The sequence below is a fragment of the Clostridium sp. Marseille-P2415 genome, from assembly GCF_900155545.1.
Classification (GTDB): domain Bacteria; phylum Bacillota; class Clostridia; order Lachnospirales; family Lachnospiraceae; genus Lacrimispora.
Genome location: NZ_LT732526.1, coordinates 3,445,046 through 3,467,798, shown reverse-complemented (window position 1 = coordinate 3,467,798; position 22,753 = coordinate 3,445,046). Strand labels below are relative to the sequence as shown.

Sequence of the window (22,753 nt, the reverse complement as noted above, 5' to 3'; positions counted from 1 at the left end):
AGGCCCGATGGCAGAATCCGGGGCCGTTGCACGAATGTGCGGCGGTCCCTTTTTAAAGTTCCTGAAATTCGGACAAAATTATCTATGAGGCATTCCCATTTTGTGTTATACTCTTTTTAAGAAGGGCTGATCCTGTTTTAAAAGGAACCTGCTTATCATTTCAGGAGGAATGTTATGTTTTTTATATGCGGCATGAGCCAGGGAAAGAAGATGCTTGATTATACCAAGACCGTGATCTGCAGCCTGTGCGGAGGCTATGGCAGATACCAGGTGTTTATGACCTATCACTATTTCAGCCTGTTTTTTATTCCTGTCTTTAAATGGAACCGGCATTATTATGTCCAGATGTCCTGCTGTAATACGGTATACGAACTGAATCCGGAAAAAGGGAAAAAACTGAACCGCGGAGAGTCTGTGGACATCGGAGAGCAGGATTTAACCATGGTGCAGTCCGGACGCAGGACGGCGGAATGGAACCGGAAGCGCTGCTTAAACTGCGGTTATGAAACAACAGAAGACTTTGAATACTGCCCGAAATGCGGACAGCGTTTTTAGATACAGAGGAAGGGGATTAAAAACAGCCGGTGCCCTGGAAGTAAGGAAGCCGGCTGGTTTTATAACATGGTGATTAAACAATAATGGCATCAAGCTCTCTTTTGGGAACGTAATGTACCTGATTTTCATCCCGGTAATAACGGATATCACCGTCTTCCTTAACGGGGACGATGACCACCTCTTCCTTTGGCTTTCCAAGAGCGAGAACCAGATCAATGGAGTACCGGGAAGGATCAATGTGAAGCGCTTCTGCCAGGCGGGTTCTCTGTACATTCCCCAATATGCATCCCCCGTATCCCTTTTCCACTGCGCCCAGCATCATGGTCTGGGCTGCGACACCGTCGTCATAAAGCTTGTTCTTGCCGAGGGATAAGTCGCATAGGATGATGATGTAGGCAGAGGGGCGTTCCCCTTCCCCCGGGCCGTCCCAGTCCGGAAGGGCACCGGCCCAGCCCAGAGTATCAAATACTTTGGCATTGTCTTCCGGTGTGTTGCATAACCGGAATTTAAGTGCCTGGGAATTAGCCGTGGAGGCGGTGAGCCTGGCTAAATCTACCAGATCCCTTAAGTCTTTCATGGAAATGGCCACATCCTCATAAAACCGGCGGTAGGTGCGGCATTTGAAAACCAGATCTTTCAACATATAAATTTCCTCCTGTTCTGTATGGATTTTATCCGTTTACTTATATAAAAAGTATAGCAGGAATTGAAACAATCCGCAATGGACCGGAGGAAAGAAGGGAGAAACCGTTATGAAAACCAAAGAGGAACTGATTACGTACTGCTTAAGCTACCCGGAGGTTTACGAAGACTACCCGTTCCGTGACCATCAATGGGCGGTTATCCGGCACCGGAAAAATAAAAAGGTATTTGCCTGGATCTATGAACGGAATGGACTTGCCTGCATCAATTTAAAATGCGACCCGGAGTGGGTGGAATTCTGGAGAAATGCATTCCCAGGCGTGCTGCCGGGGTATCATCTGAATAAAAAATATTGGAATACGGTCCTTCTTGACGGAACCGTACCCGATCAGGATATCAGGCGGATGATTGGGGAAAGCTATGATTTAACCTCATGATATTCCGGTTCCGTAAAGGAATGTGGTAAAATATTACAAAAATACATTATTTTTCAATAAAAAATTATCAATATTTTGGAGTAGACAAAATTAAAACAATTCGAATAAAAAAAATTCAAGAGCATATTTTCATAACTTTACAATTATGACTCCCTGCGCCAATTGTAATAATTTTTAAGAATTTACCTGATTTTTATTAAGAAAAAAATCATGGAAAGGTCATTGACTTTATATTCTTAAGGTGTTAAACTTGGACTCGACTTCAAGGACATAGGACAACATGAAGTCGCGGCAAACATATTAACCAATAACACCTATGTAGTTGTAAAAAGGAGGAGAATAATTATGAAGTTAACAACAAAGAAACTTGTACTTACAGGCGTAGCCGTTTTAACAATGGCATCTATCTCTGCATGTGGCAGCAGCAAGACATCTGAGACAACAGCAGCAACTGAGGCTGAAGTTACAACAGAAGCTACAACAGAAGCAGTTACAACGAAAGAAGAGACCAAAGAAGTTGTAGGTGTAGATGAGAGCAAGACAGAAGATGCTTCCTTAGAAGAGTCTTCTGACGAAGAGAGCAGCGAAGATGCTTCCGCAGATGCAGAAGAATCTGAATCCGCAGAAGCAGGAGCTAAAACTGTATCTGAATCTACAAAGGCTGCAAACTAATCAGCAGGAATATCGGCTCAATCAGGAAAGTTGAATTTCCGTGGCGGGGACAATTGTCCCCGTCTTTTTTGCGTTCCTATGCTATGCAGAGTGATGGATGTTGTGATATAATTTTTCCAAATAGCCATAAAAAGGAGGTCGTTTCGGATGAAAATCACTTATATCCATCATAGCGCGTTTCTGGTGGAGCTTGAGACCGTAACTCTGTTATTTGATTACACGGAAGGTGCATTGCCTGAGTTTGAGAATAATAAGCCCCTTCTGGTTTTTGCCAGTCACCGCCATGGGGACCATTATTCCGAAAAAATACTGGAATTTAAGAAAATTCATGAGAATACCCGGTATATCTTGTCGGCTGATATAGGGAGAAGGCGGCTTTCGAAAGAGCTTTTAAAAGACGTGACCGCCATGAAGCCTGATGAAAGGCAGGATTTCCGGCTTCCGGGAGGAAGCAGCGGTGGCCTTACCCCTGCAGATGGGAACGGCGATGTACAGGTTCTGACCTTCCGTTCTACCGATGAAGGCGTTGCTTTCCTTGTAAAAGCGGAGGGAAAGGTCATTTACCACGCCGGGGATTTAAACAACTGGAGATGGGAAGGAGAACCGGACAGCTGGAATGACAGCATGGCAAAGAAATATTCGGCTGAGGTGGACAAGATGGCAGGCATGCACGTTGACGCGGCCTTTCTTCCTCTGGATCCCAGGCAGGGGGGAGCCTTTCTGCTGGGATTTGATGAATACATGAGAAAGGTCCATATGTCCCATGCCTTCCCCATGCACTGCTGGGGAGATTTTTCCGTGATCAAAAGGTTAAAGGATATGGATATTTCCGAGCCCTACCGGGACAGGATCGCTGATATCCGGAAAGACGGGGAGTCCTTTGAAATCGGATAGGAGCCGCTTTTTGAAATTGCTGCAAAGAAATCAGCAGCAGCGGACGATAAATAAAGAGGAAAGGGAGGAATAGAAGATGATATGGATTAGAAATGCTCATGTGGTAGACCCTGGCAGCCAGGTGGAACGAGACGCGGATATCTGCATTGCGGATGGAAAAATTGCCGGGATAGGCGAGCAGCTTGATTTGTGTACCGCTCCTGTTTCAAAAGAAGATGTGGTGATTGATGCCTCCGGACTGATGGTTGCACCGGGGCTTATTGATGTTCATGTTCATTTCCGGGATCCGGGGCTTACCTACAAAGAGGATATCCAGACCGGTGCCAGAGCGGCTGCAAAAGGCGGATTTACAACGGTTGTGTGTATGGCAAATACCAAACCTCCCGTGGATAACGTAAAAACCCTTCAATACGTCAGACGGGAGGGAAAGAAAACGGGGATCCATGTGCTGCAGGCTGCCGCCGTATCCAAAGGACTTCTGGGAATGGAACTTACGGATATGGAGGAATTAAAAGCCCATGGAGCGGTGGGATTTACGGACGATGGAATCCCGCTGCTTGATGAGAAGCTTGTAAAGGAGGCCATGGAAATGGCAGCCAGGCTGGATCTCCCATTAAGCTTTCATGAGGAGGATCCTTCTTTTATCACAAACAATGGAATCAACCACGGAAAGGTATCCGGCCAGCTTGGAGTCCATGGTTCCCCGTCGCTGGCAGAGGACTGCCTTGTGGCCAGGGACTGCATGATCGCCCTTCACACCGGTGCAGCCGTGGACATCCAGCACATCAGCTCGGCGGCCTCAGTAAAGATGGTAAAGCTTGCGAAAGAACTGGGGGCCCATGTGTATGCGGAGGTGACGCCTCATCATTTTACCCTGACAGAGGAGGCGGTATTAAAGCACGGGACGCTTGCAAAGATGAACCCGCCCCTTCGGACGGAAAAGGACCGCCAGGCCATTATCCAAGGATTAAAGGATGGAAGCATTGATATCATTGCCACAGACCACGCTCCTCACAGCCCGGAGGAAAAGGCAAAGGAACTGACGGAAGCCCCAAGCGGTATCATCGGCCTGGAAACCGCTCTGGGACTGGCCGTAACGAATCTTGTGAGGCCCGGCCATTTGACAATGCTTAAGCTTATGGAAAAAATGAGTCTGAATCCTGCCAGGCTGTACAAGCTGGATTCCGGCTGTGTGAAGGAAGGAAGCGCTGCAGATCTGGTGATCTTTGACCCGGAGGAGGAATGGACGGTGGGTGAATTTGTATCGAAATCCTCCAATTCCCCATTTACAGGGGAAAGATTGTTCGGAAAAGTAAAGTATACCATTTGCGGCGGCCGGATCGTTTATCAGGATGAAAGAGATTAGGAAAAGGACATGGACATAAAGGTACAGGAGCAGTCTTCTGCCGCGGCAGCCAAGGGGGAACCTGCGGCTCAGGATATTCAAAGAGCAGCGGAAGAAGCAGTGCTAAGAGGAAAGCTGGAAGCTGACGGCAGGTTTATCGAAGAACTGACTCAGAGAACCGGGGAAGATGAGGAAGAGAGAAAACAGGACAGCGCAAGGGAAGCCGGGACGGAAAGGGATACAGCCGCGCTATCGGATGAAAGCAGACATTATAAACTGAGCCCGGACGAGCTTTCAGATCTTGATAAGATGTGGGGGGAAAAAGAGGCAGATCTGGCGTGGCAGGACATTTTGAATTGGAGCTCTTCTCCGGCGTTGCCCGTAAAAGAAGAACTTTTAAACCTTGCCGCAGTATATGACGAACTGCTTCGCCAGATTCTCATCAATACGACGGCAGGGGTGAGGGAAGGCCAGTTAGATGCGCTGAATCAGATATTATCGGATCTTTTGATGGAAATGCTGAATACCCGGCTGGGGGAGCTTCATTCCCTTTTTAAAAGCTTTGGAACCGCAGATTCCATGAGATCTTTGCAAGCCGCTCTTTACCGCAGCGTGACGGGAAATTCTCCGGATTATAAGGAACTGGAGCAGGTATTTAAGGAACCGGACGGTTTCGGGAGAGAATCGGGCGCTGCCGGAGGTCCGGGCGGTACGGGAAATATCCACGTTCCGGTAAATGATGCGGAAAGCGGCAGTCATCAGGGGATCATCTATCAGCCGGCCGGTGAGGGACGCATTAAAAATAACATACAATATACAGCCAGGATGCAGAAGGAAGCGGCCGCGGCCCTGCTGGAAGGAAAGGCAGGAGCTTACGGTGCGGACGCATCGATTTCTCCTATGGGTAAAAATCCGGTTTACGCTCCTGGCGACTTAGAGCAGGCAGAGCGTTTTGCCGGATATATGAATCATGCGGGGAATTTATTTGCGGCGTCAGGGCTTTCCGGCGGGAGTGCGGAGCTTTATGGCTTTCTGGCGGCGGTAATGACCATAAAATCCCAGACTTATGCAGCCGTTTCCGGAATGGATAAGGGTCTGTCCTCCGACCTGCGGGAAGCGGTTGACAAAATGATCGATTTCTATATTCAAAAGGCTTTCCGGGAGTCAGGGGATAATAAAAGAACAGGGAATCATATGCGCACATTTGAACCCAAGGCAGCTTATAAGATCTATTATTATATGATGAATCTTTACCAGTCGACCAGTAGTTTGCGGGAAACCGTTAACAAAGGGATCCGGCATGCTTTCCAGCAATATTTAAAGAAAAAGGAACTTATACGGGATGAAGAAGACAGAGGTTTCTTTTTTACAAAAGAAAAACGGGATGCCATAGAGGACTGGAAGGAAGGAAAGCGGGTCCTGGAACGGGACTGGAAAGAATTTCTTGATTATCTGGGCAGGGAAGACTTAGGGGCTGTTCCCCCCGGGGTTCTGGAACTCAGCCCGTGGGGAATGTTCGCGGAGACGGAAAAGCCTTTGACAGGAGGAACGGTAAGCCCGGTTCTGACTTTCGGGGCGCTGGCTGTCATATTTCTTCTGATTATTTTCATCAGTTACATGGGAATCTGATCATTGATCAAGTAAAAATTTCTTCTTTACAGAAACGCTTTACTGTGCTACCATGGTAACACATGAAAATTCAGAGGAGGATGGAATTATGAAGAAGGTTTGGAAAGCGGCGGCAGCGATGGGGCTTGCAGTTCTGCTGAGCGGTTGTTCCGGGCAGAAGGATGCCGTTACGGCTACCACAGCAGATACTAAGGCGGCAGATACTACGGCAGCAGATATTACGGCCCCGGGCACTGCGGCAGCGAAGACGGAGGAGAATGGGAAAGCTGCTGACGCAAATACATTTACGGTTGGCTTTGACCAGGATTTCCCGCCCATGGGCTTTGTAGGAGACAACGGGGAGTATACCGGATTTGATCTGGAGCTGGCCAAAGAAGTGGCTGACCGCCTTGGCAAAATCTTTGTTCCGCAGCCCATTGCATGGGATGCCAAGGACATGGAGCTGGAATCCGGAAATATCGACTGCATCTGGAACGGCTTTACCATTACAGGCCGTGAAGACAGCTATACCTGGACAAAACCCTATATGGAAAACAGCCAGGTATTTGTAGTGGGAAAGGACTCCGGCATCAAAACGCTTGCGGATCTGGCAGGGAAGGTCGTAGAGGTACAGGCGGATTCCTCTGCAGAAAAGGCCCTGCAGGCAGACGGAAAGCTGGCGGAAACCTTCGGTACCCTTCAGACAACACCGGATTACAATACTGCATTTATGGATCTGGAAATGGGCGCGGTTGATGCCGTTGCCATGGATGTGATCGTAGCAGCCTATCAGATCGAGCAGAGAAAAGCGGATTTTGTCATATTAGAGGAAGCTCTGGCGGCTGAGGAATACGGCGTAGGATTTAAGAAAGGCAACGAAGCCTTAAGAGATCAGGTTCAGGAACAGCTGGAGGCAATGGCAGCCGACGGAACCTTAAAAAAGATTTCAGAAAAATGGTTCGGTAAAGATGTAACTGCCATTGGAAAATAAAGATCATTCAATTGGGTTCCGGTCCTGTAAGGAAGGGCCGGATCTCATTTTTAAGAGAACATGGAGGAGAAATCATGGCTTTAACGAAGATACTTTCACAACTGGCAGGGGGTATGTGGGTCAGCATCCAGATATTTATAGTGACGCTGGTCTTTTCTCTGCCCCTTGGTCTTATCGTATCCTTTGGAAGGATGTCAAAGAATCGTGTCATACAAGCCATTGTTAAATTCTATATTTCGGTCATGAGAGGAACTCCATTGATGCTTCAGCTGATGGTGGTGTATTTCGGTCCCTATTACTTATTTGGCATGAAGGTGGGGAACGGATATCGCCTATGGGCCGCATTCATTGGCTTTGTGGTCAACTATGCGGCTTATTTCGCGGAAATATACCGGAGCGGAATCCAGTCCATGCCTGTGGGACAGTATGAGGCATCGAAGCTTTTAGGCTATACAAGGACCCAGACTTTTTTCCGCATCATATTTCCCCAGGTGGTGAAACGGATCCTGCCGTCTGTGACCAATGAGGTCATTACCCTGGTTAAGGATACATCCTTAGCTTTCACCATCAGCGTCCTGGAGATGTTTGCGGTTGCCAAGGCTCTGGCTTCTTCCCAGACCAGCCTTATTCCCTTTGTTGCGGCAGGGCTGTTTTACTATGTCTTTAACCTGATCGTAGCAGTCGGGATGGAGTACATAGAAAAGCGGATGAACTATTATCAATAGGAGGAAGGAAAGATGTACTTACTGGAAATGAACCATGTTCAGAAAGCATTTGACGGCCAGGGTGTGCTTCGCGATATTTCCCTGTCGGTAGAGGAAGGCGAGATCGTATCCATCATAGGCCCATCCGGTTCCGGCAAGTCCACCCTGCTTCGGTGTGCCACCATGCTGGAACAGATGGATGGCGGCGAACTGACCTATCTGGGGGAAAAGGCTGCATGGAATGGGAAGGATGGAACATCCATTTATGCAAAAAAGGAAAAATTGAAGGATATACAGAAGAATTACGGCCTGGTGTTTCAGAACTTTCATTTATTTCCGCATATGACGGTCTTAAAGAATGTTACCGATGCACCGGTCCATGTGCAGAAAAGAGACAAAGAAGACGTGTATGCCGAAGCTATGGAGCTGCTGCGGAAAATGGGGCTTGAGGACAAGGCTAATGCATATCCCTGCCAGCTATCCGGCGGCCAGTGCCAGCGGGTAGCCATCGCAAGGGCACTGGCCTTAAACCCCAGGATCCTTTTTTTTGATGAGCCGACTTCCGCGTTGGACCCGGAGCTTACCGGTGAAGTGTTAAAGGTCATCAAATCACTGGCAGATATGCAGATCACCATGGTCATCGTGACCCATGAGATGGCGTTTGCCAGGGATATCTCAGACCGGGTCATCTTCATGGCTGACGGCGTGATTGTCGAGGAAGGTACGCCTGAAGAGGTTTTCGCGTCTAACAATGTGAGGACCCAGAGCTTTTTGGGAAGGTATGGCGAAATTTTGTAGAAGATGGAAAATTTAAGAAAAAAGAAAAAGATTTTTCACAAACGGATGGTATACTAGATGTGAAATCATAGGTAAAACAGGAAAGAAAGAAGAGGATGCTTATGAAAAGAACATGGATTGTGGCGTTGGCCGTCTGTGCGGCCGTTTTATTTACAGCCTGTGGAAAATCAACGAAAAATACGGAAAGTACAGGGAATACGGCAACCGAGACAACAGCCCGGGATTCCGGAAATACGGAAAGCACCGCAGAGGCAAGTCAGGAGGCACCCGGCGATGGGGCGGAATTTAAGATACTGACCGGCAAGGTTACAAAGGTTGCCGATAACATGGAAAGCATGACCGTGTTAAACGGCGATACAGAGACTACAATTGATTTGAGCAACGTGGTGGTGGAGACTTCCTATGCCGTTGAACCTGAGGTGGAAGTTTCTGTTATCTACAAGGGGGAGATCTCCGGTTCGGATGCCGCCAATGCAAAGATTGTTCTGGTACTGGATTCCCAGGAAAGCATGAAGGTAGAGGAAGCGACGGGAAGCGTCGTGGACCAGGCTATGAGTACCTTTACCATTAAGACGGAATCCGGGGAAGAGCTTGGATTTGTAAAGGACAACTTTGAAGGGCAGGATTCCGGTGTACTGGGGAAAGCCTCCGGTGACAGCAACGGCAGCGGAGCCGTGGTAAAAGTGACGTATGTAACAGTCAGCTATGATGCGGGCAGCAAATCGAATTTCCCGTTAAAGGTGGAAGCTGTAAAGTAAAAAAATGGTTAAAATCCCGGATTTACAGGGCTTTTTTGATAAAAGACTTGCAAATTCGGGATTTTCATGTACAATAAGAGAGATAACAGAGGAAGGGGCCAGCAGACCCCTATTTTGATGACCTTGGCATAATATGATAAGTCAAAGACAATAACAGAAATTCCGGTATAATGAAATAAAAGCAGATTACAGAAAGGGAAACAGAGATGATTAGTGCACATAATGTAACATTAAGAATCGGGAAAAAGGCATTGTTTGAAGATGTAAATATTAAATTTACCGAAGGCAACTGCTATGGTATGATCGGTGCCAATGGCGCCGGAAAGTCCACTTTCCTTAAGATTCTTTCCGGTGAATTGGAACCGACGAACGGTGATATCGTCATAACGCCGGGACAGAGGCTTTCCTTCTTAAAGCAGGATCACTTCAGATATGACGAATTCCAGGTGCTTGACACCGTTATCATGGGCAATGCCAGACTTTATGAAATTATGAAGGAGAAGGATGCCATCTACATGAAGGAAGACTTCACGGATGAGGATGGGATCAAGGCAGCAGAGCTGGAAGGCGAATTTGCCACCATGAACGGCTGGGAGGCGGAATCCGATGCGGCCAACCTTTTAAACGGCCTCGGGATCGAGACCGATCTGCACTATAAATTACTGAAGGAGCTGACCGGTGCCGAGAAGGTTAAGGTGCTCCTTGCCCAGGCATTGTTCGGAAACCCGGATATCCTGCTGCTTGACGAGCCGACCAACCACCTGGATTTAGATGCCATCGCATGGCTGGAGGAATTCCTCATTAATTTTGAAAATACGGTTATCGTTGTATCCCATGACCGTTACTTCTTGAATAAAGTCTGCACCCACATCGCAGACATCGACTATGGAAAAATCCAGCTTTATGCAGGTAACTATGATTTCTGGTATGAGTCCAGCCAGCTGATGGTCAAACAGATGAAGGAAGCCAACCGGAAAAAGGAAGAGAAGATCAAGGAGCTGCAGGAGTTTATCCAGCGTTTCTCCGCCAATGCTTCCAAGTCCAAGCAGGCGACTTCCAGAAAACGTGCCCTGGAGAAGATCGAACTGGATGACATTAAACCATCCAGCCGGAAATATCCTTACATCGATTTCCGTCCGGCCCGTGAGATCGGAAATGAAGTATTAAGCGTCAACAACTTATCAAAGACCATTGACGGCGTTAAGATTCTGGATAATATCTCCTTTACCTTAAACCGTGAGGACAAAGTGGCCTTAGTGGGACCAAACGAGCTGGCAAAGACCATTCTTTTTAAAATCCTTGCCGGAGAGATGGAGCCGGATGAAGGCGATTATAAATGGGGACTTACCACCAGCCAGTGTTATTTCCCCAAGGATAATACTGCGGAATTTGATAACGATGACACCATCGTGGACTGGCTGACCCAGTATTCCCCGGAAAAAGAAGCTACTTATGTACGCGGCTTCCTGGGCCGCATGCTGTTCGCCGGAGAGGATGGCGTAAAGAAGGTCAAGGTCTTATCCGGTGGGGAGAAGGTGCGCTGCATGCTTTCCAAGCTGATGATTTCCGGCGCCAATGTACTGATGCTTGATGAGCCGACGGACCATCTGGATATGGAGTCTATCACCGCATTAAACAATGGGCTGGTGAAGTTCCAGGGCGTTTTGATTTTCTCATCCCGTGACCATCAGATCGTGGAGACGACCGCAAACCGCATTATGGAGATAGTGAACGGACAGCTGATCGACAAGATCACTACCTACGATGAATACCTGGCAAGTGATGAAATGGCTCGTAAGAGACAGGTGTTTACCTTGACCGAGGAACAGGTAGAAGAGAATAAATAGACTTTATCAGGATTCCTGTGAGGGCAGCAGCCTGGCAATTTAAAAATTGCCAGGCTGTAACTTTATATTGGAAAAGAGGTTTCGGAAACAGCAGAAAAATAGTATGATAGAAGAAAAGCGGGCAAGACGAAACGCAATGAAAGGATTTGGATATGACCATGGTTACAATGGAGGAAGTTGCCAAGGCTGCACATGTATCACGTGCTACCGTATCAAGAGTATTATCGAATCATCCATCCATTACGATGGAAACCCGGAGCAATGTCATGTATTGGGTAAGAAAGCTGGGATATGAACCGAATCAGGTGGCGCAGAGCCTGGCAGGAAACAGGACCAATCTGATCGGTGTATTATTTTCCGATTTATCCAATCCATTGTATGCTTCTTTGATGACATCCATCGTACATGAGGCTGAAATATATGGATATAATGTAATTCTCGGCGACGCTCAGAGAGAAAAGGCGAGGGAAGCCAGCATCATCAACGGATTTAAACGGCGGAAGGTAGACGGGATTATTGTAAGGCCGATCGGAACTCCTAATAAAAAATTATACAGCGGAATAAGCATTCCCATGGTCAGCCTTTTTAAGCGGACGGAAAAGAAGAATATTATTATCAGCTCAGAGGAAGGGGGGATTCAGGTAGCAAGGCATTTTTGTGAGCTTGGACACAGAAATATCGGTTATATAGGCCCCATAAGATCCCTGGCCGGAAATAACAAATTAGAAGGATTCCGTTCAGAGCTTGAAAAGAACGGGCTGAAATTAAAAGCTGTTCTGGAATGCAATCAACATGAGACGGTGGAAAATCAAAGGGTCTATGAAATCATCAGCCAGTATTTTAAAGTTCATGATCCCGAAAAAGTAACTGCCTGGTTTGCACACAGCGATATCGCTGCCAGTGACATCATAAAGGCATTAACAGAATATGGCCTGGAAGTGCCGAAAGATGTGATTGTATGCGGTTATAACAATACCCTGTTAGCCAGAAAGATGATTCCAACGTTGTCTTCCGTGGCCTCACCGATCGAAGAAATTGCAAAGAGTGCGGTAGGCATGCTGCTGAATGGAATAAATGGAAATATGGAAGAGGAATTGATTCACCTTTCTCCAAGGCTGGTAATACGTGAATCAACCTCCAGGGAACTTGTACAATCAGCACAAATAAAAATTTAAAATTAGGGCATAATATATAAAAATCGCATGACATCTTGACAGCTGATCACTTCTGTTATATTCTTAATATATCTTAATGAACGCGCGTACATTGTTGCATATAACCAAGGAGGATCATATGAGTAAAGAAAGACAAACAGCTGAACAGATCCTGGTTCACGTTGGTGGTCAGGAGAATATTTTAAACGTAGAGCATTGCGCTACGAGATTAAGGCTTGTTCTTAAAGATGGAACAAAGTTCAACAAGAAAGAAATAGAACAAATTGAAGGAGTAAAAGGAAGCTTTCTGGCATCCGGGCAGCACCAGGTTATTTGGGGGACGGGCTTTGTGAACAAGGTATATGCAGAGTTCCTTGAGATCACAAAGCTGGACAGCGCGAACATGATGTCTAAGTCAGAAGCCACGGCTGCAAATATGAATGTCTTTCAAAAGGCATCAAGGCTGCTGGGAGATGTATTTTTTCCTATCATACCAATCTTAGTTGCAACAGGTCTTTTCATGGGACTGCGCAGCTTTATCACAAATCTCGGTGTGGAATTAGACCCTACATTCCTGGCCTTGTCCCAGGTATTGATCGATACCGCATTTGCGTCTCTTCCGGCACTGGTGACGTATTCCGTCATGAAACGGTCCGGCGCTTCACCGGCACTGGGGATTGTAATCGGTCTTATGCTGGTGGCCCCGCAGCTTCCCAACGCGAATCAGGTGGCCAGCGGAAATATTGAGCCTATCTATTTAAGCCTGTTGGGCTTAAACATACCGATTATCGGGTACCAGGGTTCCGTATTGCCGGCATTAATTCTGGGTGTGATCGCGGCCAAGATTGAAAAGGGCCTTCGAAAAATCGTACCGGATGTTCTAGATTTGATTGTTACTCCATTCGTTACACTTTTTTCCAGCATGGTCATAGGTTTAGTTGTCATAGGGCCTGTCATGCATATAGTCGAAAAGGGACTGGTTGCGGCCATTTCTTTCCTGATGAATATTCCGTTTGGAATAGGTGGATTTATTGTTGGCGCGCTGCAGCAGGCGGTGGTGATCACCGGACTTCATCATACATTCAAGGCACTTGAAATAGAGCTGCTTGCCAATACAGGTGCCAATCCATTTAATGCTCTGGTCTGCGGCGCGATCGTTGCTCAGGGGGCGGCGGGCATTGCGGCAGCACTTAAAACAAAGAACAAAAAACAGAAGTCACTGTATCTTACATCTGCGGTTCCTGCATTTTTGGGAATCACAGAGCCGCTTATTTTCGGCGGGAATCTGCCAAGACTGGTACCATTTGTCTGCGGCTGTATCGGAGGCGGTTTTGCCGGTATATTCGCTTCTGTTTCAGGGCTTGCGGGAACCGGAATGTCGATCACGGCAATACCCGGAATCTTATTGTATTTAAATGGGCAGCTTGGGAAATATCTGATCGCATGTGCCATCGGATTTACAGTAGCATTTGGATTGACCTATGTGTTTTATAAATCTGAAGAATAGTTTAACTGAATCAGGTAAGTAGCGAAGCGGATTGCGAATATCCGCTTGACCGTATAATAAGGAGTATCATGGAACGATTATATAATAATATAACGCTGCCGGATTTGTGGCCGCCGCATTACAGAGAAGAAACATTGGATAAGCCGCTGCGCGTTCCATATCTGGAGGACAAACCGGATTATATTGATATATCGGTTGGCAGGCAATTGTTTGTGGACGATTTTTTGATTTGTGAGACGGATCTGATCAGAGAGTTCGGGAAACCGCAGGTCTCGGAAAGCCCAGTTTTATGGCCACAGACCAGCATGGAACTGAATGACGGATATTGTACATGCGCCTGCCCCTTCAATGGTGGAGTGTTTTATGATGCTCAAAGCCGGAAATATAAAATGTGGTATCATGCAGGCTGGTTTGATGGCAGCGCTTACGCGGAAAGTGACGATGGGTTCCGGTGGAAACGGCTGAGTCAGATCGCTCCCGGGCACTCGGACCGGGTGCTTAAGCACATTCCGGGTTATATGAGGGATGGAGATGCCGTATGGCTGGATGAGTATGCCGGGACCCCGTATGAGAGATATAAGATGCTGGTGTTTTACCGGTGTTTTGAGGAAGATTACAAATATTACCACCGAAAGCCCAAGCATGCGCATGATGATCCATCCTCTGTTCCTCCTAAGGAAATAACGGTATTATATAAGTCCGCAGATGGAATACATTGGGAGGAAGCCGGTACAACAAGCCATTCCGGGGATAATACGACCTTCTTTTATAATCCATTCCGTAAAAAATGGATCTACAGCATGAGGACCTTTTCTGAGCTGGACAGCAGGGTAAGAGTACGCAGCTATTATGAAACCGACGATTTTTATAAAGGCAGCCGGTGGTCTAAGGAGGATTTAAGCTTCTGGGCGAGAACAGATATTTACGATAAGCCGGACCGGGATCTGGGATATTATACGCAGCTGTATAATCTGGATGCAGTGGCTTACGAAAGCGTGATGCTTGGTATTTATTCCGTATTTATGGGACCTCCGAATTTTGTATGTGAAAAAACCGGGCTTCCCAAAATCAATGATTTAAAGATCGCCTTCAGCAGGGATGGGTTCCACTTTGACAGGCCTACTTATGAGGATTTTTTAAGTTCTTCGAGGAAGGAAGGAAGCTGGGATTACGGATACCTGCATCCGGCTAACGGCATTTGCACGGTGGCAGGGGATGAACTTTATTTTTATTATTCCGCATTTTCAGGCAAATCGCCTCATTTCGGCAGCCATAAATACTCAGGCGGAGCCGTGGGGGTGGCGAAGCTGAGGCGTGACGGGTTCGCCGGCATGAAGGCTTTCCATTCGAAGGGATCATTAACAACAGAGATTTTAAAATACCAGGGTGAGTTCCTGTTTGTAAATGCAGACTGCACAGGAGGGAAACTGTCCGCCGAAATTCTGGATCCGGAAGGAAATGTGATTCCGGGATATTCCGGGCAGGATTGCAATGTGATGACGGAGGATAAGACAAAATACCGGATCACTTGGCGGGATAAAAAGAGTTTAAAAGAGGTAAGGCAGGATAAGATCCGAATCAGATTTACGCTGGATCATGCCACAATATATGCTTTTTGGATCACGGAGGGTGAAGAAGGGAAAAGCCATGGTTATCTTGCGGCAGGATCTTTGGAGCTTAAAGCGGGAAATAAGGATGACTAAAGGACAAAACGCATATTTTGCAGTTTATTATGCCTGTTAAGGAGAATGATTCATGATGAGAGTTCCGTATGAAACAATGGTAAGCGAGTTTAAACGAGTGCTTGTAAAAAAAGGCTTTCGTGAAGAGAGAGCAGAGGCTGCGGCCGTAATTTTCGCGCAGAACAGCCTTGCCGGTGTTTATTCCCATGGGCTGAACCGCTTTCCCAGGGTGGTGGAATATCTGGAGAAAGGGGAGATAAATCCGGATCTGGAGGCTGTGTGCGAGCTTAAGATGGGAGCATTTGAACGCTGGAACGGGCAAAGGGGATTCGGTCCGCTGAACGCAAAGCTCGCCATGGACAGGGCCTGTGAACTGGCAAAGCAGTATGGGATCGGTATCGTGGCTCTGGGCAACAACAATCATTGGATGCGCGGCGGAAGCTATGGGTTTCAGGCGGCGGACCAGGGCTGTATCGGCATCTGCTGGTCAAATACCTGCCCGAATATGCCGGCGTGGGGAGGAAAGGACCGGAAGATCGGCAACAATCCCATCATTTTTGCAGTTCCCAGAAGCGACGGCCGGCATGTTGTGATTGATTGTGCGGTCTCCCAGTTTTCTTATGGAAAGCTGGAAGAGTATAAGCTTAAGGGGCAAATGCTTCCGGTGCCGGGCGGCTATGACACGAAAGGAAATTTAAGTACAGATCCGGCCGAAATTGAGAAGAGCTGGCGGGTACTGCCTATGGGATACTGGAAAGGCAGCGGTATTTCCATTGCCCTTGATTTAATTGGGACGGTTCTGACCAATGGGAATTCCGTCCATACCATAGCTGGGTTTGGAGATGAGATAGGGCTTTCCCAGGTAATGATCGCCATAGACCCGTCAAAAGCGAACAGTCCGGAGCTTACGGATCAGATCGTAGATGATATCATTGCTGATATCAAGTCCTCTGAGCCGGCAGTGGAGAACGGTGAGGTGCTGTATCCGGGAGAACCGGAGGCGATCGCCATGAGGGATAACATGGCAAACGGAATACCGGTTGCGGAAGAAAAATGGAGCCAGGTGCTTGCAATGTAAGCAGAGTGCGGGATATAAGAAGAGTGAACCCCTGGGCAGATAGCCGAAAGCTGTTTGTCCAGGGGTTTTTTACATGATTGCACGATTCTTCCGTATGGCGTATAATCAGCCTTGTAAAGGAGGTGAGAATGATCGATACCATTGATTATTATGCCTATGCTTCCCGTATGAGGGGGTGGAATCCGCAGCTTAAGGCGGCGGTGGCAGTGGCTGCGCTGCTTTTTTGTATTGCAGCAGATGATGCACGGGTATCCGGGGCGGTTATGTTATCCATGGGCGGGATCACCATTCTGGCGGGAGGTCTTTCCGGGAGGAAATATCTGGCGCTTCTCAGGATCCCGCTTGCATTTCTTGTTTTGGGGACGGCTGCCGTTGTAACGGATATTTCTAAGGTGCCTTACGGACGGGCCCTGGTTTCGGTGCGGGGATATTATCTGTATCTGACGGAAGGGGGGCTGGAACTGGCTTTTTGTCTGGTTTTAAAGGCTATGGCCTCATTAAGTGCCACGTATATGCTGGTGCTTTCCACTCCGGCAAGCGAGGTGATCTGTGTTTTCCGAAGACTCCATGTTCCGAAGATCATTGTTGAACTGATGAATATGATCTACCGGTTTATCTTTGTGATGACGGAAACCCAGTGCTATATGAGGCGGGCAGCTGAGTCAAGGCTGGGATACTGTGATTTTAAGACCTCCTGCCGGTCATTTGGGAGTGCAGCCGGCAATTTATTCGTGGTTTCCTTAAAAAAGGCCGGTGCGTATTATGACGCCATGACTGCCCGGTGTTATGATGGGGAGCTTTTGTTTCTGGAGGAGGAGAAAAAGGTGAAAGGCTGGCAGATCGGGGCGGCTGCCGGTTATTTTGTATTTCTGGTGCTGGTACGGGGGCTGCCGGGGTAGCCTTGCCGGATGGATCAGAGCAGATGATAAGGAGTTGAACGATGATGGAAGAGATCCTTTTGCAGGCGGAAAACCTGTCTTATTCTTATGGGCAGGGAAACCAGGCGCTTAAGAAAATTAATTTTACCGTGAAAAAGGGAGAGAAAATTGCAGTTCTTGGTTCGAATGGAGCTGGGAAATCCACCTGTTTTCTAAATCTTAACGGTGTGTTGTGGCCCGAATCGGGCCGGATCCGTTACCGCGGAAAGGAAATTGGGAAAAAGGATTTGAATGAACTGAGGAAAAATGTGGGGATCGTGTTTCAGGATGCGGATAACCAGATCATTGCTTCCACGGTGTTTGCAGAGGTCTCCTTTGGTCCGGTGAATTTAAAGCTTCCAAAGGAGGAAGTGAAGAGGCGGGTGGAGACAGCATTGGATTGTATGAATTTAATGCCCATGAAGGACAGGCCGCCCCACTATTTAAGCGGAGGGGAGAAAAAGAGGGTCAGCATTGCAGATATCATTGCCATGGAATCGGAGATCGTCATATTCGATGAGCCGACCGCGTCCCTGGACCCGGTCAATGTGGAAATGTTAAAAGATGTTCTGGATAAGATGGCCGGAATGGGGAAAACTCTTATGATTTCTACCCATGATGTGGATTTTGCATACCGGTGGGCAGACCGGGCGGTGGTTTTTGCAGACGGACGAATCATAGCCGACGGACCGGTGAGAGAAGTGTTTGAGGATGAAGAACTGTTAATAAGGGCTAATTTGAGGAAGCCCATCCTGCTTGAGGTTTTTAATTGCCTGGTCCGGCACCGGATTTTAGAAGCGGTCCCCGGCCGGCCAAGGGATGTGGACGAGCTTGAAATGTTTTTAAGCGGTACAAAGAATTGACAGAAAGGTTTGGAACAGCTACAATACAATCGTATCACGTGAAAGGTGCCTGTGAAATTCTCCGCAGGATAATAGGGAAAAGGGTGCAAATCCCTTACGGTCCCGCCGCTGTAAGTGGGGAGCAGGGCTCAATAAATCACTGGGAAACCGGGAAGAGGAGCTGCTGTGAAGATACACGAGTCAGAAGACCTGCCTTTCATAAGGAAGTTCGATTCGCCTATGGCTCATCGAACGGCTGATTTACTAAATTAAGGCTGCGCCTTCATGAAGTAAATGATGCCTGCGACGCATCCGGTTACGAGCGATGACCGGATGCCGGGAAGTCTTTTTGTTGTATAAAGATTTACCCTGTGAGCGCCGGTCTGATGAGTGGGAATCATCGGAATTTGGTGCTTATTTTATTGGAACACCCTGCGGGTATACCTTTACATCCAATAAAGCGGGGTGGGCCCTGCCCAGAAAGCTGGGTGGAAATCGGAAAGGAGAATGAAAATGAGTAAGAAAGAAAAAAGAATCATGAAACTTGTCATTGCATTTGCCCTGGCCTTTGGAATTGTTCCAAGCGCTTATGGAATGCACATTATGGAGGGGTATCTTCCAGTGGGATACTGTATCGCCTGGGGGGCCGTTTGCGTGCCGTTTCTGGCAGCGGGATTTTTCTCCATCAGGAATAGGCTTAAAGAGAACAGGAAACCCATCACCATTCTGGCCATGTCGGGAGCCTTTATTTTTGTCATATCATCCTTAAAGATCCCGTCAGTAACCGGAAGCTGTTCCCATATGACAGGAACCGGCCTTGGAGCCATTTTATTCGGGCCGTCTGCGGTCAGCATTCTGGGAATGATCGTGCTGATATTCCAGGCCATATTACTGGCCCACGGCGGTCTTACGACGCTGGGCGCCAATACCTTTTCCATGGCAATTGCAGGACCGTTCGTGTCTTTTGGAATTTATAAATTATGCAAAAAGCTAAAGGTAAATAAGCTGGTCAGTGTTTTCCTGGCGGCAATGCTGGGAGATTTATTTACCTATTGTGTGACAAGTCTCCAGCTGGCTCTGGCTTATCCGTCCCAGGCCGGCGGCGCAGGGGCTTCTGCCGTCAGGTTTTTGGGAGTTTTCGCTCCCACCCAGCTTCCGCTTGCGGTCATTGAGGGGATCTTAACTGCAGTGATTGTCATTACCCTTGAGACCTATGCTCTTCCTGAGCTGTCAGCAATCGGATTTTCAAAGGAGGGATAGGATATGAGCAGAAAAAACAAGCGGATAATAGCAGTTTTATTGATTTTGGTGTGCCTGATCGCGGCGGTGCCCCTTTTCGCCTTAAAGGGAGCGGAATTTGGAGGCTCCGATGATGCGGGAAGCCGGATGATATCGGAAATCCAGGGGACCGGGTACGAGCCATGGTTTACCCCGGTGTTGGAGACCTTGATTGACGGGGAGCTGCCCGGAGAGGTGGAAAGCCTGCTTTTTTGCATTCAGACCGGAATCGGAGTGGGAATCTTAGCCTTTTTCATGGGACGGTTCGTAGAACGGAAAAAATGGCAGGAAAAACATACATAATGTGGGAAATGCAAAAGGGAGGAATGAAAATTCTTCCCTTTTCTAATCCACAGGAAAATGGTATACTGTCTTTATCTTTAGTTTGAGGTGAAAAACGATGAAAAAAATGATTTCCTGGAATGTAAACGGCCTTCGCGCCTGTGTGGAGAAAGGCTTTTTGGATTATTTTAACGAAGTGGATGCAGATATTTTCTGCATTCAGGAAAGCAAGCTGCAGGAGGGACAGATCGACCTTGCCCTTCCCGGATATTATCAGTACTGGAATTATGCGGAAAAGAAGGGGTATTCGGGAACGGCTCTGTTTACAAAGGAGGAGCCCATAGCGGTCGCTTACGGAATCGGCGTGGATGAACATGATAAGGAAGGAAGGGTCATAGCTGCCGAATTTCCGGATTATTATGTGGTCACCTGCTATACGCCAAATTCCCAGAATGAACTGGCCCGCCTCCCGTACCGAATGACATGGGAGGATTCATTTCTCGCCTATTTAAAAAAACTGGAGGAGAAAAAGCCGGTAATTTTCTGCGGGGATTTTAATGTGGCCCATAAGGAGATCGACTTAAAGAATCCCAAAACCAACCGGAAAAATGCAGGCTTTACCGATGAAGAGAGGGAAAAGTTTACCGTTCTTCTGGAAACCGGTTTTATTGACACGTACCGTTATTTTTATCCGGAGCAGGAGGGCGTGTACTCCTGGTGGTCATACCGGTTCAGCGCCAGACAGAAGAACGCAGGCTGGCGCATTGACTATTTCTGCGTTTCGGAAAGCTTAAAGGACAGGCTTGCGAGTGCAGCGATCCATACAGAGGTAATGGGTTCAGATCACTGTCCGGTGGAGCTTGTGATCCGTTAGAGGGACAGACAGGAGAGAAAGATAAGGAATGAATTTACTGACTATTGAGCATTTAACAAAATCATATACGGAACGGCTGTTATTTGACGATACCAGCTTCAGCATAAACGAGGGGGAGAAGATCGGCCTGATCGGCATTAACGGAACAGGGAAATCCACCCTGCTGCGGATCGTGGCAGGACTTGAGGAACCGGATGAAGGAAATGTGGTCAGGGGAAGGAATTTAGATATCCGCTTCCTGTCCCAGAATCCAAAGTTCCATGAGGGCGATACCATTCTTTCAAGCATTGTCCGGGATAACGAAGGCCACGGGCATGTGTGGGATCTGGAAAGCCAGGCAAAGGCCATGTTAACCAGGCTGGGCTTTACGGATTTTGATTCCAGGGTGGAAACCCTGTCCGGCGGCCAGCGAAAGAGGGTGGCATTAGTCAGTGTCCTCCTTGGGACGGCGGACTTGCTGGTTCTTGATGAGCCCACCAACCATTTGGACAGCAGCATGGCAGACTGGCTGGAGGATTATCTGCGCCGTTTTAAGGGCGTTCTTTTCATGGTAACCCATGACCGTTATTTTTTAGATAGCGTAACCAACCGGATCGTGGAGCTGGATAAGGGAAAGCTTTACAGCTATCAGGAGAGCAAGGTGAATGGCGGCGGAGCCGACAGAGAGAGCACCCTGGGGTGCTATGAAGGATATTTAAAGCTGAAAGCAGAGCGCATGGATATGGCGCTGGCAACGGAACGGAAGCGCCAGTCCATTTTAAAGGTGGAACTGGAATGGATGCAGCGGGGAGCCAGGGCCCGTTCTACCAAGCAGAAGGCTCACATTCAGAGGTATGAGTCCCTTCGTGACCAGAAGGGGCCGGAGTTTGACCAGACCGTGGAGCTGGATTCCATTGCAAGCCGTCTGGGGCGGACCACGGTGGAGCTGGAGGGGATCACCAAGGCGTTTGGGGAAAAGGTTTTGATGAAGGACTTCACTTATATTTTCCTGAAAAACGACCGCATCGGCGTCATCGGTCCCAACGGAAGCGGGAAATCCACCCTTATGAAGATCATTGCAGGGTGGCTGGAGCCCGATGCCGGGACGGTTACCGTGGGCCAGACGGTGAAAATGGGGTATTTCTCACAGGAGAGCGAGGATATGGATGGCAGCGTAAAGGTCATTGATTATATCCGGAATGTGGCGGAGTACGTAAAGACGAAGGAGGGAAGCGTCAGCGCTGCCCAGATGCTGGAACGCTTTCTGTTTCCGTCAAGCGTTCAGTACACTACCATTGAAAAGCTGTCCGGCGGGGAAAAAAGAAGGCTCTACCTGCTTAGGATCCTGATGGAAGCTCCCAATGTGCTTTTGCTTGATGAGCCGACCAATGATCTGGATATCCAGACTCTGACGATTTTAGAGGATTATCTTGACAGCTTCCAGGGGATCGTGGTTACGGTTTCCCATGACCGCTATTTTCTGGACCGTGTGGTGCGCCGGATCTTTGCTTTTGAGGGGCAGGGGCAGGTGACCCAGTATGAGGGCGGTTTTACGGACTATCAGGCGGCATTTCAGGAGAAATACCCGGATGGTATTCCAGGCCGGGAAGAGGGAACCGGGAAAAAGACGGAGGCTGTGGAGAAAAAGAACCGGGAGAAGCCAAAGGGGGATAGAAAGCTTAAATTCTCCTTTAAGGAGCAGCGGGAATGGGATACCATAGAGGAAGACATGGCTGCTCTGGAAGCGAAGATCGAAGAATTGGACGGACAGATCGGAGAGGCAGCCAGCAATTACAGCAGGCTTAATGCACTGATGGAAGAAAAGGCAGAAAAAGAGAGGCTTTTGGATGAGAAGATGGAGCGGTGGCTGTATTTAAATGATCTGGCAGAACAGATCGGGAATCAGTAA

Annotated in this window: 22 protein-coding genes and 1 riboswitch; of the genes, 21 read left to right on the top strand and 1 reads right to left on the bottom strand. The window is 47.9% G+C overall.

What is annotated here, in order from left to right; translation table 11 throughout:
• The first annotated feature begins 174 nt into the window (after positions 1–174).
• Complete coding sequence (locus tag BQ9856_RS20820) at positions 175–555, top strand: zinc ribbon domain-containing protein (RefSeq protein ID WP_077612717.1); 381 nt, start codon at positions 175–177, stop codon at positions 553–555.
• A gap of 73 nt (positions 556–628) precedes the next feature.
• Here the strand turns inward: BQ9856_RS20820 and BQ9856_RS20815 are convergent, their stop codons facing one another.
• Positions 629–1,198, bottom strand: coding sequence for a nitroreductase family protein (locus BQ9856_RS20815; RefSeq protein ID WP_077612716.1), 570 nt, complete (start codon positions 1,196–1,198; stop codon positions 629–631).
• Between the two features lie 109 nt (positions 1,199–1,307).
• Between BQ9856_RS20815 and BQ9856_RS20810 the strand changes: the two genes are divergently transcribed.
• From BQ9856_RS20810 to abc-f, 20 genes are all read left to right on the top strand, one after another.
• Positions 1,308–1,634, top strand: coding sequence for an MmcQ/YjbR family DNA-binding protein (locus tag BQ9856_RS20810; RefSeq protein ID WP_077612715.1), 327 nt, complete (start codon positions 1,308–1,310; stop codon positions 1,632–1,634).
• Positions 1,635–1,979: 345 nt separating this feature from the next.
• Positions 1,980–2,306 carry a hypothetical protein gene (locus BQ9856_RS20805; protein ID WP_077612714.1) on the top strand — a complete coding sequence of 109 codons (327 nt, stop codon included), beginning with the start codon at positions 1,980–1,982 and terminating at the stop codon, positions 2,304–2,306.
• 147 nt (positions 2,307–2,453) lie between these two features.
• Entirely contained in the window at positions 2,454–3,200 is a 747-nt protein-coding gene (locus tag BQ9856_RS20800) for an MBL fold metallo-hydrolase (protein ID WP_077612713.1), read from the top strand.
• A gap of 76 nt (positions 3,201–3,276) precedes the next feature.
• The gene (locus BQ9856_RS20795; protein WP_077612712.1) at positions 3,277–4,566 is read left to right on the top strand and encodes a dihydroorotase; all 1,290 of its coding nucleotides are present in this window, start codon (positions 3,277–3,279) and stop codon (positions 4,564–4,566) included.
• A gap of 9 nt (positions 4,567–4,575) precedes the next feature.
• Entirely contained in the window at positions 4,576–6,174 is a 1,599-nt protein-coding gene (locus BQ9856_RS20790; protein WP_077612711.1) for a hypothetical protein, read from the top strand.
• A gap of 85 nt (positions 6,175–6,259) precedes the next feature.
• Positions 6,260–7,144 (top strand): amino acid ABC transporter substrate-binding protein, encoded by an 885-nt coding sequence (locus tag BQ9856_RS20785; RefSeq protein WP_139348804.1) that lies wholly within the window; start codon positions 6,260–6,262, stop codon positions 7,142–7,144.
• A 74-nt stretch (positions 7,145–7,218) separates the two neighbouring features.
• The gene (locus tag BQ9856_RS20780) at positions 7,219–7,869 is read left to right on the top strand and encodes an amino acid ABC transporter permease (protein WP_077612709.1); all 651 of its coding nucleotides are present in this window, start codon (positions 7,219–7,221) and stop codon (positions 7,867–7,869) included.
• A gap of 12 nt (positions 7,870–7,881) precedes the next feature.
• Positions 7,882–8,646, top strand: coding sequence for an amino acid ABC transporter ATP-binding protein (locus tag BQ9856_RS20775; protein ID WP_077612708.1), 765 nt, complete (start codon positions 7,882–7,884; stop codon positions 8,644–8,646).
• A gap of 101 nt (positions 8,647–8,747) precedes the next feature.
• Positions 8,748–9,404: a hypothetical protein gene (locus BQ9856_RS20770; protein ID WP_077612707.1), complete on the top strand. Its 657-nt coding sequence runs from the start codon at positions 8,748–8,750 to the stop codon at positions 9,402–9,404.
• Positions 9,405–9,610: 206 nt separating this feature from the next.
• The gene (locus tag BQ9856_RS20765; RefSeq protein WP_077612706.1) at positions 9,611–11,251 is read left to right on the top strand and encodes an ABC-F family ATP-binding cassette domain-containing protein; all 1,641 of its coding nucleotides are present in this window, start codon (positions 9,611–9,613) and stop codon (positions 11,249–11,251) included.
• A 152-nt stretch (positions 11,252–11,403) separates the two neighbouring features.
• The gene (locus BQ9856_RS20760; RefSeq protein ID WP_077612705.1) at positions 11,404–12,426 is read left to right on the top strand and encodes a LacI family DNA-binding transcriptional regulator; all 1,023 of its coding nucleotides are present in this window, start codon (positions 11,404–11,406) and stop codon (positions 12,424–12,426) included.
• Positions 12,427–12,544: 118 nt separating this feature from the next.
• Complete coding sequence (locus tag BQ9856_RS20755) at positions 12,545–13,912, top strand: PTS transporter subunit EIIC (RefSeq protein WP_077612704.1); 1,368 nt, start codon at positions 12,545–12,547, stop codon at positions 13,910–13,912.
• A 68-nt stretch (positions 13,913–13,980) separates the two neighbouring features.
• Positions 13,981–15,615 (top strand): hypothetical protein, encoded by a 1,635-nt coding sequence (locus tag BQ9856_RS20750; protein ID WP_077612703.1) that lies wholly within the window; start codon positions 13,981–13,983, stop codon positions 15,613–15,615.
• Between the two features lie 52 nt (positions 15,616–15,667).
• Entirely contained in the window at positions 15,668–16,672 is a 1,005-nt protein-coding gene (yiaK, locus tag BQ9856_RS20745; RefSeq protein WP_442855552.1) for a 3-dehydro-L-gulonate 2-dehydrogenase, read from the top strand.
• Positions 16,673–16,800: 128 nt separating this feature from the next.
• On the top strand, positions 16,801–17,571 hold the full coding sequence (gene cbiQ, locus BQ9856_RS20740) for a cobalt ECF transporter T component CbiQ (RefSeq protein ID WP_077612702.1): 771 nt from the start codon (positions 16,801–16,803) through the stop codon (positions 17,569–17,571).
• A gap of 44 nt (positions 17,572–17,615) precedes the next feature.
• The gene (locus BQ9856_RS20735) at positions 17,616–18,452 is read left to right on the top strand and encodes an energy-coupling factor ABC transporter ATP-binding protein (RefSeq protein WP_077613481.1); all 837 of its coding nucleotides are present in this window, start codon (positions 17,616–17,618) and stop codon (positions 18,450–18,452) included.
• Positions 18,453–18,478: 26 nt separating this feature from the next.
• A riboswitch (cobalamin riboswitch) is annotated at positions 18,479–18,663 on the top strand.
• Between the two features lie 281 nt (positions 18,664–18,944).
• A complete protein-coding gene (locus BQ9856_RS20730) occupies positions 18,945–19,691 on the top strand; it encodes an energy-coupling factor ABC transporter permease (protein WP_077612701.1) in 747 nt (248 codons plus the stop codon).
• Positions 19,692–19,694: 3 nt separating this feature from the next.
• Positions 19,695–20,012, top strand: coding sequence for an energy-coupling factor ABC transporter substrate-binding protein (locus BQ9856_RS20725; RefSeq protein ID WP_077612700.1), 318 nt, complete (start codon positions 19,695–19,697; stop codon positions 20,010–20,012).
• A 97-nt stretch (positions 20,013–20,109) separates the two neighbouring features.
• Positions 20,110–20,865 (top strand): exodeoxyribonuclease III, encoded by a 756-nt coding sequence (locus BQ9856_RS20720; RefSeq protein ID WP_077612699.1) that lies wholly within the window; start codon positions 20,110–20,112, stop codon positions 20,863–20,865.
• A gap of 28 nt (positions 20,866–20,893) precedes the next feature.
• The gene (gene abc-f, locus BQ9856_RS20715; protein ID WP_077612698.1) at positions 20,894–22,753 is read left to right on the top strand and encodes a ribosomal protection-like ABC-F family protein; all 1,860 of its coding nucleotides are present in this window, start codon (positions 20,894–20,896) and stop codon (positions 22,751–22,753) included.

Excerpts from the sequence above, each read along its gene's own strand:
- abc-f (WP_077612698.1), top strand. The coding sequence starts at position 20,894 with ATGAATTTACTGACTATTGAGCATTTAACAAAATCATATACGGAACGG.
- BQ9856_RS20720 (WP_077612699.1), top strand. The coding sequence starts at position 20,110 with ATGAAAAAAATGATTTCCTGGAATGTAAACGGCCTTCGCGCCTGTGTG.
- BQ9856_RS20750 (WP_077612703.1), top strand. The coding sequence starts at position 13,981 with ATGGAACGATTATATAATAATATAACGCTGCCGGATTTGTGGCCGCCG.
- BQ9856_RS20790 (WP_077612711.1), top strand. The coding sequence starts at position 4,576 with ATGGACATAAAGGTACAGGAGCAGTCTTCTGCCGCGGCAGCCAAGGGG.
- BQ9856_RS20775 (WP_077612708.1), top strand. The coding sequence starts at position 7,882 with ATGTACTTACTGGAAATGAACCATGTTCAGAAAGCATTTGACGGCCAG.
- BQ9856_RS20725 (WP_077612700.1), top strand. The coding sequence starts at position 19,695 with ATGAGCAGAAAAAACAAGCGGATAATAGCAGTTTTATTGATTTTGGTG.
- BQ9856_RS20795 (WP_077612712.1), top strand. The coding sequence starts at position 3,277 with ATGATATGGATTAGAAATGCTCATGTGGTAGACCCTGGCAGCCAGGTG.
- BQ9856_RS20810 (WP_077612715.1), top strand. The coding sequence starts at position 1,308 with ATGAAAACCAAAGAGGAACTGATTACGTACTGCTTAAGCTACCCGGAG.
- BQ9856_RS20760 (WP_077612705.1), top strand. The coding sequence starts at position 11,404 with ATGACCATGGTTACAATGGAGGAAGTTGCCAAGGCTGCACATGTATCA.
- BQ9856_RS20815 (WP_077612716.1), bottom strand. The coding sequence starts at position 1,198 with ATGTTGAAAGATCTGGTTTTCAAATGCCGCACCTACCGCCGGTTTTAT.
- BQ9856_RS20755 (WP_077612704.1), top strand. The coding sequence starts at position 12,545 with ATGAGTAAAGAAAGACAAACAGCTGAACAGATCCTGGTTCACGTTGGT.
- BQ9856_RS20820 (WP_077612717.1), top strand. The coding sequence starts at position 175 with ATGTTTTTTATATGCGGCATGAGCCAGGGAAAGAAGATGCTTGATTAT.
- BQ9856_RS20730 (WP_077612701.1), top strand. The coding sequence starts at position 18,945 with ATGAGTAAGAAAGAAAAAAGAATCATGAAACTTGTCATTGCATTTGCC.
- BQ9856_RS20800 (WP_077612713.1), top strand. The coding sequence starts at position 2,454 with ATGAAAATCACTTATATCCATCATAGCGCGTTTCTGGTGGAGCTTGAG.
- BQ9856_RS20780 (WP_077612709.1), top strand. The coding sequence starts at position 7,219 with ATGGCTTTAACGAAGATACTTTCACAACTGGCAGGGGGTATGTGGGTC.
- BQ9856_RS20735 (WP_077613481.1), top strand. The coding sequence starts at position 17,616 with ATGGAAGAGATCCTTTTGCAGGCGGAAAACCTGTCTTATTCTTATGGG.
- BQ9856_RS20770 (WP_077612707.1), top strand. The coding sequence starts at position 8,748 with ATGAAAAGAACATGGATTGTGGCGTTGGCCGTCTGTGCGGCCGTTTTA.
- yiaK (WP_442855552.1), top strand. The coding sequence starts at position 15,668 with ATGATGAGAGTTCCGTATGAAACAATGGTAAGCGAGTTTAAACGAGTG.
- BQ9856_RS20805 (WP_077612714.1), top strand. The coding sequence starts at position 1,980 with ATGAAGTTAACAACAAAGAAACTTGTACTTACAGGCGTAGCCGTTTTA.
- cbiQ (WP_077612702.1), top strand. The coding sequence starts at position 16,801 with ATGATCGATACCATTGATTATTATGCCTATGCTTCCCGTATGAGGGGG.
- BQ9856_RS20765 (WP_077612706.1), top strand. The coding sequence starts at position 9,611 with ATGATTAGTGCACATAATGTAACATTAAGAATCGGGAAAAAGGCATTG.